At 35.4% G+C, this 18,937-nt stretch carries 16 protein-coding genes; 3 read left to right on the plus strand and 13 right to left on the minus strand.

The genetic code is table 11. The features are described from left to right. The 9 genes from EKL95_RS03515 to EKL95_RS03555 form a co-directional block, all read right to left on the minus strand. The gene (locus EKL95_RS03515; RefSeq protein WP_126563557.1) at window positions 1-480 is read right to left on the minus strand and encodes a gliding motility lipoprotein GldH; all 480 of its coding nucleotides are present in this window, start codon (window positions 478-480) and stop codon (window positions 1-3) included. Beyond that, the gene (locus EKL95_RS03520) at window positions 464-1,720 is read right to left on the minus strand and encodes a stage 0 sporulation family protein (protein WP_126457706.1); all 1,257 of its coding nucleotides are present in this window, start codon (window positions 1,718-1,720) and stop codon (window positions 464-466) included. The genes EKL95_RS03515 and EKL95_RS03520 overlap by 17 nt, the downstream gene beginning before the upstream one ends. Window positions 1,721-3,141: 1,421 nt before the next feature. Further along, complete coding sequence (gene tnpA, locus EKL95_RS03525; protein WP_126563558.1) at window positions 3,142-3,576, minus strand: IS200/IS605 family transposase; 435 nt, start codon at window positions 3,574-3,576, stop codon at window positions 3,142-3,144. Between the two features lie 21 nt (window positions 3,577-3,597). Continuing rightward, window positions 3,598-4,983 carry a rhodanese-related sulfurtransferase gene (locus tag EKL95_RS03530; RefSeq protein ID WP_126563559.1) on the minus strand — a complete coding sequence of 462 codons (1,386 nt, stop codon included), beginning with the start codon at window positions 4,981-4,983 and terminating at the stop codon, window positions 3,598-3,600. Window positions 4,984-5,310: 327 nt separating this feature from the next. After that, window positions 5,311-6,249 carry a serine hydrolase domain-containing protein gene (locus tag EKL95_RS03535; RefSeq protein ID WP_233584041.1) on the minus strand — a complete coding sequence of 313 codons (939 nt, stop codon included), beginning with the start codon at window positions 6,247-6,249 and terminating at the stop codon, window positions 5,311-5,313. A 379-nt stretch (window positions 6,250-6,628) separates the two neighbouring features. Next, a complete protein-coding gene (locus tag EKL95_RS03540; protein WP_126552775.1) occupies window positions 6,629-7,039 on the minus strand; it encodes a BrxA/BrxB family bacilliredoxin in 411 nt (136 codons plus the stop codon). Between the two features lie 102 nt (window positions 7,040-7,141). Further along, complete coding sequence (locus tag EKL95_RS03545; protein ID WP_126563561.1) at window positions 7,142-8,293, minus strand: lycopene cyclase family protein; 1,152 nt, start codon at window positions 8,291-8,293, stop codon at window positions 7,142-7,144. 35 nt (window positions 8,294-8,328) lie between these two features. Beyond that, complete coding sequence (locus EKL95_RS03550) at window positions 8,329-8,796, minus strand: thioredoxin family protein (protein WP_126563562.1); 468 nt, start codon at window positions 8,794-8,796, stop codon at window positions 8,329-8,331. Beyond that, on the minus strand, window positions 8,796-11,039 hold the full coding sequence (locus EKL95_RS03555; protein ID WP_126563649.1) for a TonB-dependent receptor: 2,244 nt from the start codon (window positions 11,037-11,039) through the stop codon (window positions 8,796-8,798). Before EKL95_RS03555 ends, EKL95_RS03550 begins: the two co-directional genes overlap by 1 nt. Window positions 11,040-11,237: 198 nt before the next feature. On the opposite strand from EKL95_RS03555, the gene EKL95_RS03560 reads away from it, so the two are divergent. The 3 genes from EKL95_RS03560 to EKL95_RS03570 all read left to right on the plus strand — a co-directional run bounded on the left by EKL95_RS03560 (window position 11,238) and on the right by EKL95_RS03570 (window position 13,186). After that, the gene (locus EKL95_RS03560) at window positions 11,238-11,885 is read left to right on the plus strand and encodes a metal-dependent transcriptional regulator (protein WP_126457701.1); all 648 of its coding nucleotides are present in this window, start codon (window positions 11,238-11,240) and stop codon (window positions 11,883-11,885) included. 2 nt (window positions 11,886-11,887) lie between these two features. Continuing rightward, entirely contained in the window at window positions 11,888-12,706 is an 819-nt protein-coding gene (locus EKL95_RS03565; protein WP_126563563.1) for a ZIP family metal transporter, read from the plus strand. Between the two features lie 63 nt (window positions 12,707-12,769). After that, window positions 12,770-13,186, plus strand: a complete 417-nt coding sequence (locus EKL95_RS03570) for a hypothetical protein (protein WP_126563564.1) — start codon at window positions 12,770-12,772, stop codon at window positions 13,184-13,186. A 407-nt stretch (window positions 13,187-13,593) separates the two neighbouring features. Here the strand turns inward: EKL95_RS03570 and EKL95_RS03575 are convergent, their stop codons facing one another. The 4 genes from EKL95_RS03575 to EKL95_RS03590 all read right to left on the minus strand — a co-directional run bounded on the left by EKL95_RS03575 (window position 13,594) and on the right by EKL95_RS03590 (window position 18,812). Beyond that, window positions 13,594-13,725 carry a FeoB-associated Cys-rich membrane protein gene (locus tag EKL95_RS03575; protein ID WP_126457698.1) on the minus strand — a complete coding sequence of 44 codons (132 nt, stop codon included), beginning with the start codon at window positions 13,723-13,725 and terminating at the stop codon, window positions 13,594-13,596. A gap of 67 nt (window positions 13,726-13,792) precedes the next feature. Beyond that, window positions 13,793-16,021, minus strand: a complete 2,229-nt coding sequence (locus EKL95_RS03580; protein WP_126552767.1) for a TonB-dependent receptor family protein — start codon at window positions 16,019-16,021, stop codon at window positions 13,793-13,795. A 452-nt stretch (window positions 16,022-16,473) separates the two neighbouring features. After that, a complete protein-coding gene (feoB, locus tag EKL95_RS03585; RefSeq protein WP_126457696.1) occupies window positions 16,474-18,573 on the minus strand; it encodes a ferrous iron transport protein B in 2,100 nt (699 codons plus the stop codon). Further along, the gene (locus tag EKL95_RS03590) at window positions 18,573-18,812 is read right to left on the minus strand and encodes a ferrous iron transport protein A (RefSeq protein ID WP_126457695.1); all 240 of its coding nucleotides are present in this window, start codon (window positions 18,810-18,812) and stop codon (window positions 18,573-18,575) included. Before EKL95_RS03590 ends, feoB begins: the two co-directional genes overlap by 1 nt. Window positions 18,813-18,937 lie beyond the last annotated feature (125 nt).

The raw sequence follows: 18,937 nt of genomic DNA on the forward strand, positions 1-18,937 counted from the left end.
TTATTCTTTTTTTTCTATTCTAAAACCTACATCTGTAACTCCGTCTAAAGCCGTCACGCCGGGAACTTTGCCGTTTTCTCTGACTGCTTGCTTAATATGAACGGTGTATTTGGATCGAAACCGTACATTTTCCTTATAAAAAAGTTTGCTTTCTTTTATGTCTGAAAATCCATTCCCTAATAGTAATCCCTCCGGATCAGCCATTTGGTATTCGAGCGTGTCTACTTTTGTAAAACCATTAGGTAGTTCTAAAGCTACAATTAAAAACAAATTGTTGTATTGATACGCATTATTCGCTCTCAAATTCACAAACAAATTATAGCGTTTTGTGGAATCTAGTTCTGGTAAATGGAACGTTACAATGCTGTCTTTATGCCACGCACTACCCACAGATTGATAGTCATCAAAAACCCTTTTTTTATCACACGACCAGAATAGAATTACTGCCAAAAGAAGTAAAGCGCTATTTTTTATCCACATTTTTAGTAATAATTATAGGTTTTCTTGGCTCCACAGGCTTTTTGTCATTTGGAGTTTGACGGGTATTGTTTGCAGGTTTGTTGCTGTTTGCTACAATTGCATTTTCACCGCCCGGTTTTCGTTTTTTATTTGGTTTTTTCTTCGTTTTGGGTTGATCAAAACGAGTTAAACTTTCTTGTCCCATTGCATTATTGAAGTTTTTCTCTGGTTCTGCAATGATTTCTATTGCAAAATCTTCTAGCGAAGAAACTTTATTTTTCAGTTTGTTTTCAGCGATGATTTCTCGGACTTGATCAATTTTCAATACGTGCCAATTTGCAAAATTATTGGTGTAGGCAAACCACATTAATCCTTTGAAAATATCTTGTTTCTGGCAAATGGCATCTCCTTTTTCCGTTACCAATTTTGTTTCAAAATCCGGGAAGTCTTTCAAAGCATCCATGTACGTATCCAGTTCATAATTCAAACAGCATTTCAATTTTCCGCATTGTCCGGCTAGTTTTTGTGGATTCAAAGATAGTTGTTGGTACCGTGCCGCTGAGGTATTTACACTTCTAAAATCCGTCAGCCAAGTCGAACAACACAATTCTCTTCCGCAAGAACCTATTCCGCCTAAACGAGCTGCTTCCTGACGGAAACCTACTTGTTTCATTTCTATTCGGGTACTGAATTCTTTAGCAAAATCTTTAATTAATGCTCGAAAATCAATTCGGTCATTTGCCGTGTAATAAAACGTAGCTTTTGATCCGTCCCCTTGAAATTCGATATCTGAAATCTTCATTTCCAGTTTTTGAGCAATCGCCAGTTCCCGTGCGCGCACCTTCATTGGCTCTTCTTTTTCCCGTGCCGCAGACCAAATATCAATATCTTTTTGGGATGCTTTTCTATAAATTTTCGGAATTTCGTTGCCCAGGTGATTGGCTCCTTTTTTCTTCATTTGAATTTTAACTAATTCTCCTGTCAAAGTAACAATTCCTATGTCGTGTCCCGGAGAAGCAACAGTAGCCACGATATCGCCCATGCTTAACGTTAATTTCTCTGTATTGCGGTAAAATTCTTTTCTGCCGTTTTTGAAGCGTACTTCCACACAGTCAAAAGGGGCGTCACCATTAGGCAGACTCATATTAGAAAGCCAATCAAAAACCGTCAATTTATTGCAGCTGTCGGTGCCGCAAGTCCCATTATTTTTACAACCTTTAGGTGATCCACCATCAGAAGTTGAACAACTTGTACATGCCATAATTTTATATATAGTGTTGCGACGAGCACAACTTATGTTTTTAAAACGTTTAATGTGTAAAGATAGTATTTTTTAATTTTACGTCACAACGCATAAAAGCACGAATGCCTCATAAATTTTCAATAAAAAAACCCATTACAAATTAGTTTGTAATGGGTTAGTTTTGAATCCCTTCTTATAAAGATATGATGTGTTTTATATCTATTTTTTCAAAGATTGTCCCATGAATTTCTCCAACCGTTGAAACGGTTGGTTATAGTTTAATGGCTGTGTGTGTTTTGAAGATAGCCCACGGTTTCAACCGTTGGCAACGTAAAGAATAACACATTGTTTTTCAAAGATTGTCCCATGAATGTCTCCAACCGTTGAAACGGTTGGCTATAGTTTAATGGTTGTGTGTGTTTAGAACATAGCCCACGGTTTCAACCGTTAGCAACGTAAAGAATAATACATTATTTTTCAAAGGTTTTCTCATGAATGTCTCCAACCGTTTAAACGGTTGGCTATAGTTTAATGGCTGTGTGTTTTTTGAACATCGCCCACGGTTTCAACCGCTGGTAACGTAAAGAACAATACATTGTTTTTCAAAGATTGTCTCATGAATATCTCCAACCGTTGAAACGTTTGGCTATAGTTTAATGGTTGTGTGTTTTTAGAATATAGCCTACGGTTTCAACCGTTGGCAACGTAAAGAACAATACATTATTTTTCAAAGATTGTCCCATGAATGTCTCCAACCGTTGAAACGGTTGGCTATAGTTTAATGGTTGTGTGTGTTTAGAACATAGCCCACGGTTTCAACCGTTAGCAACGTAAAGAATAATACATTATTTTTCAAAGGTTTTCTCATGAATGTCTCCAACCGTTGAAACGGTTGGCTATAGTTTAATGGTTGTGTTTGTTTTGCATATAGCCCACGGTTTCAACCGTTGGCAACGTAAAGTAAAGAACAATACATTATTTTTAAAGGTTTTCTCATGAATGTCTCCAACCGTTGAAACGTTTGGCTATAGTTTAATGGTTGTATGTGTTTTGAACATAGCCCACGGTTTCAACCGATTGTAACGTGAAGAACAATACATTATTTTTCAAAGATTGACCCATGAATTTTCCAACCGTTGAAACGGTTGGTTGTAGTTTAATGGTTGTGTTTGTTTTGCATATAGCCCACGGTTTCAACCGTTGGTAACGTAAAGAACAACACATTGTTTTTCAAAGATTGACCCATGAATTTTCCAACCGTTGAAACGGCTGGTTGTAGTTTAATGGCTGTGTGTTTAGAACATAGCCCACGGTTGAAACCGTTGGCAACGTAAAGAACAATACATTATTTTTCAAAGATTGCTCCATGAATGTCTCCAACCGTTGAAACGGTTGGCTATAGTTTAATGGTTGTGTGTGTTTTGAAGATAGCCACGGTTTCAAATTTGGCTTAACCCATGTAATTTTATAAATTCGTCAAATTCATCTTGAGAATTTTTCTTTAAATGATGTTGCTTTTGATTCTTTATGTAATTATAAACGGATTCTAATTGAGATTCACTAACGGAATAAGCGGCATAACCTGTTTGCCAAGCAAATTTTTCAATCATTAAATTTTCTCCATTTATAGAATGTGACGAGCTCCCTTTAATTTGTTTTATTACATCTGCAATTGATTTTTGTGGATTTAATAAAAATAAGGCGTGAATATGATCTGGCATTCCATTAATGATTCGTACGGGACATCCCAATTCAATTAATTCTTGTCTGATATAGTCGTATACTTGTTTCTCTATTGAAAAGTCAATTAATTCACCCCTGTTTTTGGTTGCCCAAACAGCATGAATCCATAATTTATTAAAGGAATGTGGCATACAATTAGTTTTAAATTTCCACTAATCTACAACTTTATATAATTTATCTGACAATCGAATCCGGAATGGCAATTTAAAAGTACAAGTATCTCCAGAAACTGCTTTTTCTTGTGCTAAATCGTTCACCAGCATTTCTTCAATAATTACTATTTGTTCTCCGGTTGTAGCTCCTTTAATCAGAATCGTATCACCAATTTTGATTTCGTTTTCTTCAATTAGAAACTGACCAATACTTGGTTTTGGATAAAAGTGAGTTCCTTTTCCAATGTATTGTTTTTTGATCTTTATTTCTTTTTTGAGAACGGTAGCTACTCTGCGAGCAATTTTTGACTCAGCCAATTCACTAAGATTCGGAACTCCTGCTAATGGATCTTGATTATTTTTGAAAGTCAAAACGTCTGATTTCCCTTTTTTGAAGATCTTATTTCCGTTTTTAATTCCTCGTCTAATAGCTTTCTGTTCTTCTTCCGGCAAATGAATTATAGTTACACATTCAGCAGAACAACAGTTTTCCATTTTTCCCTTGCAAGAGTCACATTGAATAAAAAGTAAATGACAACCTTCGTTCACGCAATTGGTATGTACGTCACAAGGTGCGCCACATTGATGGCATTGCGAAACAATATCGTCTGTAATTCTTTCGCCCAAGCGATGATCAAATACGAAGTTTTTCCCAATGAATTTACTTTCTAAACCTTCGGCTTTTACCTGGCGGGTGTATTCAATAATTCCGCCTTCCAGTTGGTACACGTTTTCAAAACCTTTATGTTTGAAATAAGCACTGGCTTTTTCGCAGCGAATTCCTCCGGTGCAATACATCAATAGTTTTTTGTCTTGTTTGTGTTCCGTAAGCTGCTCTTCGATAATGGGTAATGATTCCCGAAAAGTATCCACATCTGGTTTTATAGCTTTGGTGAAATGTCCAATTTCACTTTCGTAATGATTTCGCATATCGACTACAATCGTGTTTGGATCTTCTAGAAGTTCATTGAATTCTTTGGCTTTTAGGTGAATTCCAATATTCGTTACATCAAAAGTTTCATCAACCAAACCATCAGCCACAATCTTATCACGCACTTTTACAGTCAGTTTCAAAAACGAGTGATCGTCTTGTTCTACGGCAATATTTAATCGGATTCCTTTCATAAAATCGTAGACCTCGATGGAATCTTTGAATGCATAGAAATTATCGGCAGGCAATGATAATTGGGCGTTGATTCCCTCACTGGCTACATAAATCCGACCCAAAACTTCAAGTGGGTTCCACGCCAGAAATAATTCGTTACGAAATTGTGTTGGATTTGAGATTTGCGCATAAGCATAGAAAGACAAAGTAAGACGTTGTTTTCCGGCATCATCAATCATGATGGCTCTTTCCTCTGCGCTTAATGTGTTATACAGTTGCATGCTATAAACAGTTTTAAGTTGAGAAATATATTTTTTGCAAAAGTAGACAAAAAGGTTAAGAGAGGCAAAGTTTTGAAGGGACTAAGGTTCATAATCAATAACAAGGCATACTTAATTTACGGTAATGTCTTGATTATTTAATTTTTTAGGAGCTCTTCCTGCTGTTCACTATATCTGTTGTGGCGAACCCCGCCACAACAGGATGCCGTTTCCATCTGGGCTAGGACATTAGTGACAAATAGAATGTTTAGTTTTCCAAAATCGTAATTATCGCTATGAGCCAAACGAAAGGATTCGTGCGGGTGCGGGGAATCGATTATTTTTCAATTAATTTTTTGGAAGGCTATATTTTTGGTCTTTCAGTATTGCTATAATCGCATCTGATATTTCAAAAACTTTTCCGTTAAAGTTGTTGTTTAATAGAATTACTGTAAATTTCTCATCAATATCCGAAACTAAAATTGCTTCATAATTCCCGGATCTTCCATCATGTAAATGCTCAATTAAATTTTCGCCTTTAAATTTTGCTTTTCCCAAAGCGGATTGAGTTTCTTGCAAATCAAATTGTTGACCTATTTCGTAAAGTGATTTTTTATTGATTATTTTTTTTGAATGAAGACAATTTGCCCATTTCAGTAAATCAAAGGTTGTTAAGTAAGTACCACCGGTTATTGGTAAGTCGGTTTTGTCCGAAACTAAATTATTATTAAATCCTTTAGCTATGTTTTCTACATTTTCAAAAGGTGTCATAATAGAAAAATTCATTTTACAAGGTTTGAAGATGAATTTTTCTACATAAGTTTTATAAGACATTCCAGTTAATCGTTCAACAATAAAGTGTCTTAAAAAAACATTATTGTTGTTATAATCGTAATTTGTTCTTGGTTTAAAGTCAAGTGAGTTGATTAATTTTAAACCATCAAAAATATCTTTATCATTTTTAATCCCCGCCCATTTGACATTAGGTATCCCACTTGTATATTGCAATAAATCTATAATTGAAACTTCATTTGCCCATTTTTGTAATTCCGGAATGAATTTAGAAATCTTATCGGTCAATTTTAATTTGCCTTGTTCTTGTAACTGCAGTAAAGCAACTGCACTAAATTCTTTTGTGATAGAGCCAATATTGAATCTATAATTGGTAGTTAATTTATTGGTTTTTGTTGCATCAGTAAATCCGAATGAAGCGTTGTATAATATTTTATTATTTTTTGAAACAAGTACATTTCCATTAAAAACTCCAATTTGGTTTGACCATTTCATTAGAGAGTCAATTTTAACTATTTTTCTTTTTTGAGAAAATGCATTATTTGTCAAAAGTAAGAGAATAGTGAAAATTGAGAATAGCTGTTTGTAATATTTCATAATTTATTTTTTGTCGTTTTTTAATATTATTGATTAACATTGGCCTAACTATTTAATCTTATCAAAGATACACCTCTTTTTCTATCCTAAATTTTTCTAGCCCAGATAGTAGTAAAAATCCTTTTTTATCCGCTTTTTAGCGGAAAAAAAGATTGTAACTAATAGCTGGAAAAAGCTCCAAATAAAAAAATTATACAAAGTTTACGTTGTTTATAAATAAAAAACCCTCCCAGGGTTTAGAACTCTGAAAGGGTTAATGTATTGTATAATAGAACTTTTAGCAATACTCGTTGAACGCATCTTTTAAGTTTTCAGCAATTAGTTCTGCCGGGCGACCTTCAATGTGGTGACGCTCTAGCATGTGCACTAATTCTCCGTTTTTGAACAAAGCCATACTTGGCGATGATGGAGGAAAAGGGAACATATGTTGTCTCGCAGCATCAACTGCATCTTTGTCAACTCCTGCAAAAACAGTGATTAAATGGTCTGGTTTTTTAGCGCCATCCAAACTCATTTTTGCTCCCGGACGTGCGTTTCTGGCAGCACAACCACAAACCGAATTTACAACTACAAGTGTTGTTCCTTCTAATTTCATTGCGTTCTCTACTGCTTCTGCACTATGTAAATCTTGAAAACCTGCAGCGGTTAATTCCTCTTGCATTGGTTTTACCATTTCTTCTGGATACATATCTTTTTTATTTTAAATAAATACTAATTTCAAGTTGCAAAGTTACAAAGTTTACAATCAAGTATAGAAGTTGAATTATAAAGTTTTGTTATAGTTTGATTTCTATTTCATTGCTCTTGAAGCCACATGAAAAATAGCTTTTATAAATAGCATTTTTGGGCATTTTAGGATAACAGTAATGTCCTCAATAAAAGAAGTTTCCTCATCCAGAAATTTAAAAATCAAAGTTGGATTTCCTTTTTTGAACATCGAAGAAAAGATAGAAGAACCCAATTCATTTTTTCGGTCTAAGATGTCTAACAGAAGTAAATCGTAAAACCAGAATTTAGTGCTTTTATGAAACTTAGTAAAGTCGGTTTCCCTTTGTAGAAAGGCAACCAATTCTGTTGATTTTTTATCCGAATTTTTGAAAGTATAGCCCGTACTAGCTTTCGTCCAACCACCGGCAGTTCCTATGTTGATTGCGTTTTTCGTATTTTCTTTCCAAAAAGGATAACACGTCATGGGAATGCTGCCTTGCTCTTTTTCGACGATTTCATAGTTTGTAATCCCAAGTTTTTCGATATATTTCTGGATTTCGTTTTCGTATTCCTCGGTTTTTAAATGTTTGTGCGAAAACAACGTGTATTCCAGCAAAGCTTCAGTTTTGGAAGTAGGTAACACATACATAAAACGGGTATTTCCTTTTTGCTCCACCGAAAAATCCATGAAAGTAGCTTGTTCGGGATTGAATACAGCTTGCTCACTTTTGATAAACCAACCTATAAAATGCTGTTGTAAAACAGGATATTTTGTCTGGTTTTCTGCTTTTTTGTTGTTGTAAATGCTGTTGAACAACTTGGAGCAGGAAAAGGATTCGCTTTCGGTTTGTACCATAATTATGGTTTCGGATTCTTCGATTTCCAAAACTTTCTGGTTGATGAACGTGATGTTTTCTTGTTTTGAAAGCAAATCAAATACCTGATTATAGAAATCCAACCCTTTCACCATATTGTAGCGGTAGGGTTTCAAGTCTAAATCTCGTCGAAAATCTGAATTGGCAAACAATGCCGAATCCCATTTCTTTGAAATAGATTGTTCCCAAAGTGAATCGTTAGTTTTCCAAAAACACCAGGTTCTGTCGTTTGTTTTTTTGGTATTTTCATCCAATAACAAAATACTTTTATCTCGGAATTTACCAGATTGGACCATTTTATACACGGTCATCAAAGCCGATAATCCTGCGCCGGTAAAGATGTAATCGAAGTGTTTCATTTGAGAATTTGACATTTCCTCAAAAATAGACAATTTTATTCTTTTAGTTTGGCTAAAATCAGCTTAAATTCTTTTGGGTTTAAGTAGCCGTTGTGCTGAAAAATAATCTCATTTTCACTGTTCAAAACACACAAAACAGGAAAGTTCAGTTGCTTATTTACTGTTCCTAATGCGATTGCGAGCTCATGGGTTCCAAAATTATTTCCAGTCGGCTTATATTGAAAACTGGTTTTGTTAAAAATAACCGTTCGCTTTTCCTCGGCATTAAAATCAATAAAATAGAAATTAGAATTGAGCTGGGTAATAATTTCCTTGTTTTTAAAAGTGGTGTTTTTCATGGCATGGCAAAACGAGCACCAATCGGTTTGAATGAAAACAATCGTTTTTCTCTTTTTGTTATTTTGCAAACTGTCTATTTTTTCGAATGAAACCGAATGCAACTGCGCAAATCCAGCGGGAATCGCACAGCATAAAAGCAACAGTATGAAAAGTTTTTTTCTCATTATCTCAAGGTATATCGGATTCCGAAAAAACTTCTGATTCCTTGATTGGGTCCATACACATACGTCGTGTCAAACGTCAACCCATACGGGTTTTCAGGCGTTGCCAATACTTGTCCGTTTGTGTCGTAGGTTACATTTTTATCAAAAGGATCATTTGTTCGTGCAATTAAAAACGGATTATTTTGTTTAGGCAAAAAGTTTAACAGGTTTTTAATTCCGGCATAAAATTCAAAGTTTTTAAAACCAGAATAGGTGAATTGAATGTTTTGTAAACTGTACCAAGGTGATTCTGGAGCACGGGGATCTAAAGCGCTTAAAAGTGGGAGTCGCATAGGGCTGTATAGATTTCCGGTGTAATCAATATTTAAATCGATAGCTTGAATTTTATAGGAAGCACTCCAGGTTGCAGTAAATTTTTCGGTTAGAAAAGGTGTTTCTTTTAGGCCATTTTGAACGTTTTTGTTGTCTAACAAAGAAGCACCGGTGATAATTTTTAATCCATTAGGAAAATTGATATCAATATTCATGCTGATTCCTTGACTTATCGCATAGCCATTGATGTTGTCATAAATGATTTGGTTGGGATCAGTAACATAATCCGAAACAATTTTATTACTGAATCTGGTATGGAAAAAGGAAGTTTCAATGCCAATAAAGGTTCCGTTATCAAAATTTATTTTCTTGATATAATTCAAATTAGCATTGATGGATTGTTCCGGCTTCAAATTATTTACGATTACAATTTCACGAGCGCCAGTCAAGGCAGCATGATCTTCGGTAAATAAATTTACCACTCTAAAACCTGTTCCGGCGTTCAGTCGAATAATATTATTATCGTTCAATTTCCATTTATAGGCAATTCTTGGCGTCAAGATACTTCCGTGAAACGAGTTGTAATCGTAACGCAGTCCCAAGAGTATCTTGTGTTTTTCGGTAAATGTAATTTCGTCCTGAACAAAAATTCCCGGCAGCCAGGTTTTCTCGGGATTGTTATTTCCCTGTTTTAATGTTGCCGGTGTATTGTCATCGTAATAATTGTATCGGGTAGCAATTCCGGTTAGTAAATCATTTCTCCCTATTTTTTTATCCCAAGTCAATTGTAGAAAACCAATTTTTTGATTGGCAATATAACTGGTTGTCCCGTAGCGACTGTCTTGAAAATGTACATTTCCTGAAAAGGATAGCATCAGTTTTTCCTGAAAAGGCAATTGGTAACTTCCTATTAATTCGGCTCGTTTTGTATAAATGCTTTCGCCATAGATCTCGTCTCCGCCACGGTGTTTTTTCTCCCAACGCACATCGCCGCCAAAACGGTCTTCATAAACCCCACGCGCCGCAATAGTGAACAAACGGTTTTCTTTTCTGTTGAAAGTCCATTTTTGAAAAAGGGAAATTCGGTCTGAAAGGGTAACATCAGTGAAATTGTCGCCATCGTTGTCTATTTTTTGATTGTAGCTAAAATAATTTAAACCTAAAAGTGCCGTTGCTTTCTTGCTAACATTGAGTTTTACGCCTAAATCAACATTGGTTTCCAACCAAGAAGTAGAAAACACATCCGCGGAAAATAGGGGCGCGTTTGTTGGGTTTTTGGTAATGATATTAATCAAACCGCCCACGGCTTCACTGCCGTATAAAGACGAAGCGGGACCTTTTACGATTTCGATTCGTTCCACCAGTGAATTCGGAATTCCAGATAATCCGTACACCGTCGATAAACTGCTCACGATGGGCATTCCGTCAATTAGAACTAAAGTATACGGACCTTCAAGCCCATTAATATGAATGTCGCCCGTATTGCAAACGCCACAATTAAGCTGTGGTCTAACACCATTTACATTCTGTAATGCTTCATAAATACTGGCCGTTGGATTTTTCTTGAAAAATATTGGGGAATAAACCTCGACAGGAACGGGACTTTCCAGTCTTTTTACGGGTTTTAAAGTTCCGGAAACCACAACTTCGTTAAGTTGGTTTTCATTATTTGAAAGTTCCAAATCCAGAATAGTGTTTTCATTAATTTTGACCGTTATATTCTTTTTTAAAGTTTGAAAACCTTCTGCAACAATTTGTATTTTGTAATTCCCTTCAGCAATATTCGCTATACTGTAATTTCCTAAACTATCCGTTTGGGTGGCGTATTTTGTTCCAATTAAAAAAACTCGAGCCTCCGAAACCCCTTTTTTTTCTGATGAAATAAATCCAGAAAGATTTGTTTTTTCTTGGCCGTAGCCAAAGTGAAACATAAGGAAAACTAATAATGAACATAATTTTTTCACAATGCTTAAATTAAATTTAGGCAAAACTAAAAATTATATTTTGCAAAACCAATTTTTTAATTACATTTGTATCAATAACTTAATTGGTTTAGTGAGAAGTCTTCAAGAAGAAATCAATAAATTGATTTGTATTAAAATTTAAAAAGAGTATTCAAAAAACATAGCATGACCTTTTCAGAAGAAAATTATCTCAAGACCATTTACCACCTTACGGCTGTTTCAGAGGTGGATATCAGCACCAATGCGATTGCCGAAAAAATAGAAATCAAGGCGTCATCCGTTACCGATATGCTCAAGAAACTCGCCGAAAAAGAGTTAGTCAACTACATCAAATACCAAGGTGTTTCCCTTACTGATCAGGGACAATTAGCCGCTAAAATGATTGTTCGAAAGCACCGGCTTTGGGAAACTTTTTTAGTTGAAAAATTAGATTTTTCATGGGATGAAGTGCATGATCTTGCGGAACAATTGGAACACATCAAATCTGAAAAACTCATCAATAAGTTAGATGATTTTCTGGGAAATCCCACTGAAGATCCACATGGAGATCCGATTCCGGATGCTAACGGAAGAATTATAAAAGTAGACAAACAACTGCTTTCTGAATTCGAGAAAAACCAAATCGGGATTTGTGTGGGTGTCAAAGATACATCTTCTGATTTTTTAAAATATTTAGACAAACAAGAAATCGCTTTGGGTTCCCAAATTGAAATTATCGAAAAGGAAAGTTTTGATTCCTCTTTGAGAATTCGGGTTGGAACAAAAGAAATAACGGTTTCAAATAAAATAGCCAGTAATATATACATCAAATAATTATGTTTCAATCTGTAGTAGATTATTTCACGAGTATCGACCCAATATTAGCCGCTTTGTACGCGAGTTTATTCACTTGGTTTCTTACGGCTTTAGGAGCCTCGTTTGTTTTTTTGTTTAAAACCATGAACCGGACGGTACTGGACGGAATGCTCGGATTTACCGGGGGCGTAATGGTTGCTGCAAGTTTTTGGAGTTTATTGGCTCCAGCTATAGAAATGACCGGCGGCGAAGGTTTTCAAAAAGTGATTCCCGCAGCTTTTGGTTTTTTTCTTGGTGCCTTGTTCATTTTTGGGATTGATAAAGTATTGCCACATCTTCACATTAATTTTAAAGTTACGGAGGGAATTAAATCGCCTTGGCAGCGTACTACATTACTGGTTTCGGCAATTACACTGCACAATATACCTGAAGGATTGGCCGTAGGGGTTCTTTTTGGGGGAGTGGCTGCCGGGATTCCGGAGGCTTCCATTGCGGGAGCTGTTACCTTGGCCATTGGTATTGGAATTCAGAATTTCCCCGAAGGTATTGCCGTGGCCATGCCGTTGCGGCGTATGGGAATGAGTAGAAGAAAAAGCTTTATGTACGGACAATCATCAGCTTTGGTAGAACCTGTTGCTGCTGTTTTAGGCGCTTTTGCAGTCACGTTTTTTACCCCAATTTTACCGTACGCTTTGGCTTTTGCCGCAGGCGCAATGATTTTTGTTGTGGTAGAGGAAGTGATTCCGGAAACACAACAGGATAAAAATACGGATATTGCCACACTGGGATTTGTTGGCGGATTTATAATGATGATGGTTCTGGATGTGGCTTTGGGATAGGGTTTTTAATTTTTGCCATTTGTTATTAAAAAGAAGCGTAGCTTTATCTTTTAAACCGCGTTTATGAAAAAGTCAGTAGTATTCCTTTGTATGATTATCAGCAGTGCAGTTTTGGCGCAAATCCCAAAATCCCAAAAGGTCAAATACAGTACAATACATCAGAAAATATGTCCCAATCAAAAAGGATTTCAGTTGGTTCTAAAATCGATTTCTTCAGATTCCCGTTGTCCGGAAGGGGTTACTTGTATTTGGGAAGGGGAAGTTTCTGGAGTCGTTTCTGTTTACAAAGATTCAAAATTAATTGAAAACAAGATATTGGTTTTTTCGATGAAAAACGAAAACGAAAATAAAGAGTGGTTTTCTAAATATTTGCCTAAAAAGCAAAAAAACATAAAAAACTATAGTGTTCTTCCGTATCCAAAAGAAGGTGTCAAAATCAACCCGAGTGAATACTATGTGAAAATTGGGTATTTAAAATAACTTTTTATATCACTACTGAATGACTGCATATCACTATAGCAAAATGAAAAATATTTTCATTGGGATTAAATATATATAACTTATATATCAGATTTTTGTTAAAATTATGATGGTCTAATCGCATACGGATTACTAATTCATAATAGTACCATAATTTCAATTTTTGTAGGGATAAAACTAAAATCATGTTCAAAGTCAAATTAGATACAAGTTCAAATTTGAAAACATTTTCTAAAACATACAAACGTAAACAGTTGATATTGAGTCTAAAAATTCATTCTATTAAAGTACCGCACTTTTTTTATATTTTAAAGAAAGCACAGACTTATTGTTTTTTAAGATAGTTCAGACTACTACCAAACATTTTACATGGGCTCTTTTTTAACGTTTAAATACGAAATAAAATTTTAATGGCAGCCGCAATCACCACCACTGCCACAATTTTTATCTGATTTTTTCTTTTTGAGGAAGAATTTTTTAATCAAAAAAGCAAGTGCTATTCCAAGGGCAAAAAAAGCTAAAATTTCTTGAATATCCATATTGTAAAAATAAGAAAAAGCAACCAAAAGAGGTTGCTTTTTTGAGTTAAACCAATGAGAAAGTTTTTTACAACTGTGCCATAATTCCAAAATTGATGTTAAAAGGCATTCCAGGTCTTAATCCTGCTGGAACTCTTGAAACGGCATACTTTTCATTCATTAAATTAATGATATTCGACATCAGGCTCACTTTTTGACTAAGGTGGTATCTTGCTGAGAAATCTACAATAAAATTATTGTTTACTTTGTTTTGGGACGGAATAGTTCCCGTTCCTGCCAATGTTCTAAACGCATCTACATATTTTCCACTGATGGCCAAATTGAATTTTTCTGTTTCGAAAGCGGCAGTCAGAGCAAATTGATTTTTGGCGATGTACGGAATCTCATCTCCACGTGTTACATTTCCCCATATTGGGCTGTTAAAGTTACTATTTAATTTCGTATCCGTCAAAGTATAGGAAAAGCTAAGCGGTAGTTTATATCCTTTTTCTGAATTTTTCAGGATTTCATACGTGGCCAAAAATTCAATTCCCTTTACGATTGCAGCACCTGCATTGAATAAATCTCCAGTTCCAGTTCCGCCACCGGACATGTTATCCGAACCTTGTAAATTAGAAAAATCATTGTAATAGCCAATCAATTCTCCGTAAAAGGCATTTTTTTGAAAGCGAAAACCCAGTTCTGAGTTGATACTGTTTTCGGCATCTTCTCCAACTTTAGCGCCCGGAGGAGAAAACCCTTTGTGAACACTCGTAAACACATTGTAATCTTCATTTATTTTATACAGAATTCCCATTCCCGGTATCCAAACATCAGAACGGTTATTTGCATTTACGATATTTGTACCGGTTCTTGTAATATCGTTGCTCCCGTAATTAATCGATTCTAAATTGATATTTTCATATCGGACTCCTGGCGAGAACGTAAATTTGTCATAGGTAATCGTATAAAGCACATGAGCGGCAATTGCTTCGGCGTAGGTAATCCTATTTGCATCTGTGCCTGGAGTTCCGTTTGAAGTTCTATTCATCACTCCATTTTGTATGGCGTATCCGTCAACCCATTGAAAGCGATCTTCATAATCTTCGTGGTAGCGAAATCCAAAATCAAAATCGTGTTTCAGCGCTCCTGTTGCAAAATTATAATTGGCTACTGATTGGATTCCTTTGGCCTCGTACATCCTATTGTTGGCTTTAACTAATAAAGCATTATCAGCAGTGTTATTAGCTCCTGTTAAAGCTAAATATTCCGCATTATACTTTATTGGATCAATTAATATAGAATTGATTCCTACTTTTGTAGTTCCAAGTTTTAAGGCATCAAGTTTATACCAATTTCTGGCAAAATCATTCTTGTAGGCCTTTGTGGTGATGTTGAAATTTTTTGAGGGTTGAATAAAATGGGTCAACATGATTTGTTTGTGCTCCGTATCAAGATAATCTTCATTTGATCCGGCATACCTTCTGTAAGGACTCTTGTTGTAATCGTCTTCGGTCAAACCAAGGTAAGTTTCATTGGCAAAATCTTCGCCAAACTGGACTTTAGCGGTTAAGGATTGAAAGATTTTGGCATCGAGATCCGTATTAATTCTAAATTTAGCAACATAATCATTTCCCTGAAAACCGGTGTTTTTAGAACTGTTGTCTATTTTTTTAAATCCGTCTGAATTTCGGTTGTTGTATTCTAAAACGTAACCAAAATTTTTGCGTTCATCTCCAATATTTACGTATGTTTTTTTGGTATTGAAACTACCAATGCTGGCTACAACTCGGGCTTTGAAACGATTTGGGATTTGAGTAGAAACCATATTGATGGCGCCGCCGGTAGTATAAGGACCGTATTGTATTTGACTTCCTCCTTTTACAATTTCGAAAGACTGCATTCTGTTTACTGTTGGGAAATAATACGCGGCAGGAGCGGCATAAGGAGCAGGTGCTATTAGAACGCCATCCTCCATTAGTGTAATTTTACTCGAACGATCTGGGCTGGTTCCTCTCATACCAATATTTGGGCGGAGTCCAAACCCTTCTTCTTCCTGAATATTGATGCCGGGAACGGTTCTTAGAATCCTGGAAACATCATCATAATTAAAGGTTTTTAATTCTTTTGGAGAGATAAAATATGTTGATCCGGCTTTATTTTTGGCTTTAAATTTACTTCCAATGATCGCATCGGTGGTAATAATAACTTCGTTTAAACTTTCAATACTATCTTTTTGAGTTTTTGTAAGTTCCTTTTCTTGTGCAAACAAAACGGACGTAATTAATAGCGAGCCGATAATTATAATATTTTTCATTTTTATTTAGATTAATTCTACACTGCAAATGTAGAACCTAAATCTTATTTAGACAAATTAAAAATAATAAAAATTTGACATTTTAACTTTTGTTGACATATAAGTAATGAGATTAAAATAATGTCGTATTTGTTTTTAACTCAACCTCAGTCTTTATTGAAGGTTTGACATTATAATATGTGACAATATATCGTTCCTATTACTTAGTTCTCATAAAGGAATTAAATTTATGAGTCTTAAAAGCATGTATAACCAAGTGCTTTATCCTATTTTGCTTGATCTTCTTAATTTCTTTTGCTGCTAATTCGCAAATTGTTTATCCAACTTGGAGTTATTTAATAAGTAATCAAATCGCACGGCAAAAGGCTAAGATCTGCATTTTAATTTTTTTAAATTTTAGCTTTTTTCACCCACACTCATACGAGTGATTTTAAAACCATTGTAGTGTGTGATTACTTTAAAATTTGGTATGCAATTAAAGCAACAACATACGCAAATCCGGACATAAAGATCAATTGTCCTGCCGGCCATTTCCAGGAATTGGTTTCTTTTTTAGTAACGGCGAGTGTACTGGCGCATTGCAAAGCAAAAGCATAAAAAAGTAATAGTGATATTCCGGAAGCAAAATTAAAAACCTTTTCTCCGGTAACCGGATTAATCTCGGCAGCCATTTTATTTTTAATAGTGACTTCATTATCGCTACCACCCACACTGTAAATAGTGGCTAATGTTCCCACAAAAACCTCCCTGGCGGCAAAGGAACTGATGATGGCAATTCCTATTTTCCAGTCGTAACCCAGAGGAGAAATAGCAGGTTCAATGGCTTTTCCCATGATTCCGATATAAGAGTTTTCCAGTTTTTGGGAGGCCACTGCATTCTCAAATTCAGCTTCAGGCAACGGATTATTTTTGGTGTTTTCAGTGACAATGGTTTCTGCATCATTGAATTTTTCTCCTGGTCCGTACGAAGCTAAGAACCATAAAACTATAGAAATAGCCAGTATGATTTTTCCGGCACCAAAAACAAAGGCTTTTGTTTTTTCGATCACATTAATACCTACGTTTTTGAAAAGCGGTAATTTATAATTGGGCATTTCTACCACAAAGTATGTTTTTCCTTTTATTTTAAGGATTTTATTCAAAATGTACGCTGAAAAAATAGCCGTTCCAAAACCCAAAAGATACAACAGCATCAAGGTCATTCCTTGCATGTTCAGAAAACCCAAAACACGAGTATCCGGAATTACCAGAGCAATGATTATGGCATAAACAGGTAATCTGGCGGAGCAGGTCGTGAATGGGGTGACCAGGATGGTGATCAATCGTTCTTTCCAGTTTTCAATGTTTCGGGTTGCCATAATTGCCGGAATCGCACAGGCCGTACCGGAAATAAGTGGGACTACACTTTTCCCTGATAATCCAAATTTACGCATAATTTTATCCATCAGGAAAACAACTCGGCTCATGTAACCGCTTTCTTCAAGAATTGAAATAAACATAAATAGGAAAGCAATTTGAGGGATGAAGATCAAAATACCTCCAATTCCAGGAATTATTCCCTGCGAAATTAGATTGGTTAAAACGCCGGCCGGTAATTGCTCGGCAGCAAGAGCGCTTATTGTAGCAAAGGTACCGTCAATGAAATCCATTGGAATTTTAGACCATTCGAAAATAGATTGAAAAATAACAAACAAAATCATGAAGAAAATCACATAACCCCAAATCTTGTGAGTCAGGACGCGATCCAGTTTGCTGCGAAAATCTTTAGCAATTGTCTCATCGACTTTTAATCCTGTTTTCAAGACGTCATTGATGAATTGGTAGCGTTTTATGGTTTCTTTTTGTTGCAAACGCTTTAGATCCGAATGCGATTTAGTAAATGAATTTCGGATTTCATTTCGGTCTAAATTCAGGAAATTGACGTCTTGAGTAATGACCAGCCATAATTTATACAAGAGCTGGTTGGGAAATGTTTTTCTTAAAGTATTAAAATATTCCGGATCAATGCTTGAGGCATTCAAGCAGGGTTCATTCGAAAGGGATTTGTAGTTGACTATCAATTTTTTTAGTTCATCAATTCCAAAACCTTTTCTCGAACTGATCAGCGCAATTTTTGTTTTTAAGTGCGCTTCAAGATACGGAATATCCAGCGTAATTCCTTTGAATTTCATTCTATCGGCCATGTTGATGACTAATATGGTTGGAATTTCAAGGTCTTTTATTTGGGTAAAAAGTAATAAATTTCGTTTTAGATTCTCCACATCCGTAACTACAAGGGCTACATCAGGGTATAATTTATCGTTTTTATTCAGTAATAATTCAATGACAACGTTTTCATCAATCGAACTGGCATTTAGGCTGTAGGTTCCCGGTAAATCCAAGATATTAGCCTTGATGTTATTGGGTAATTTGCAAAAACCCATCTTTTTTTCAACGGTAATTCCAGGGTAATTCCCTACTTGTTGATTCAAACCCGTCAATTGATTAAAAACAGAGGTTTTTCCGGTGTTAGGATTTCCAATTAAAGCAACATTGATATTTTGATTGGTCATTATAAATTGGTTTTTAGTATTTCAACTTCAATCTCACGGGCAGTTTCCAATCGGATAGCAACGTGTGAACCATTGATGTTTAAATATAAAGGATCGCCAAAAGGAGCAATTTGAAGTAATTCTACCAGATTGCCCGGTAAGCAACCCATTTCCAATAATTTTAATGGAACTGTATCAATGTCAAAGTCTTTTATAATGGCCTTTTCGCCTTTTTTGAGAGAATTTATCGTTGTTTGCAAATCTTATTTAGATTGAATTAAGATTGCAAAAATACACATTTTAATACAAATAAAAATGATAAATATCACATTTAAACCTTAATTAAGACAAAAAAAATGCATGGATTGGGATGGGATTTATCAGA

Source organism: Flavobacterium sp. LB2P53, from assembly GCF_003970305.1.
Taxonomy (GTDB): Bacteria; Bacteroidota; Bacteroidia; order Flavobacteriales; family Flavobacteriaceae; genus Flavobacterium.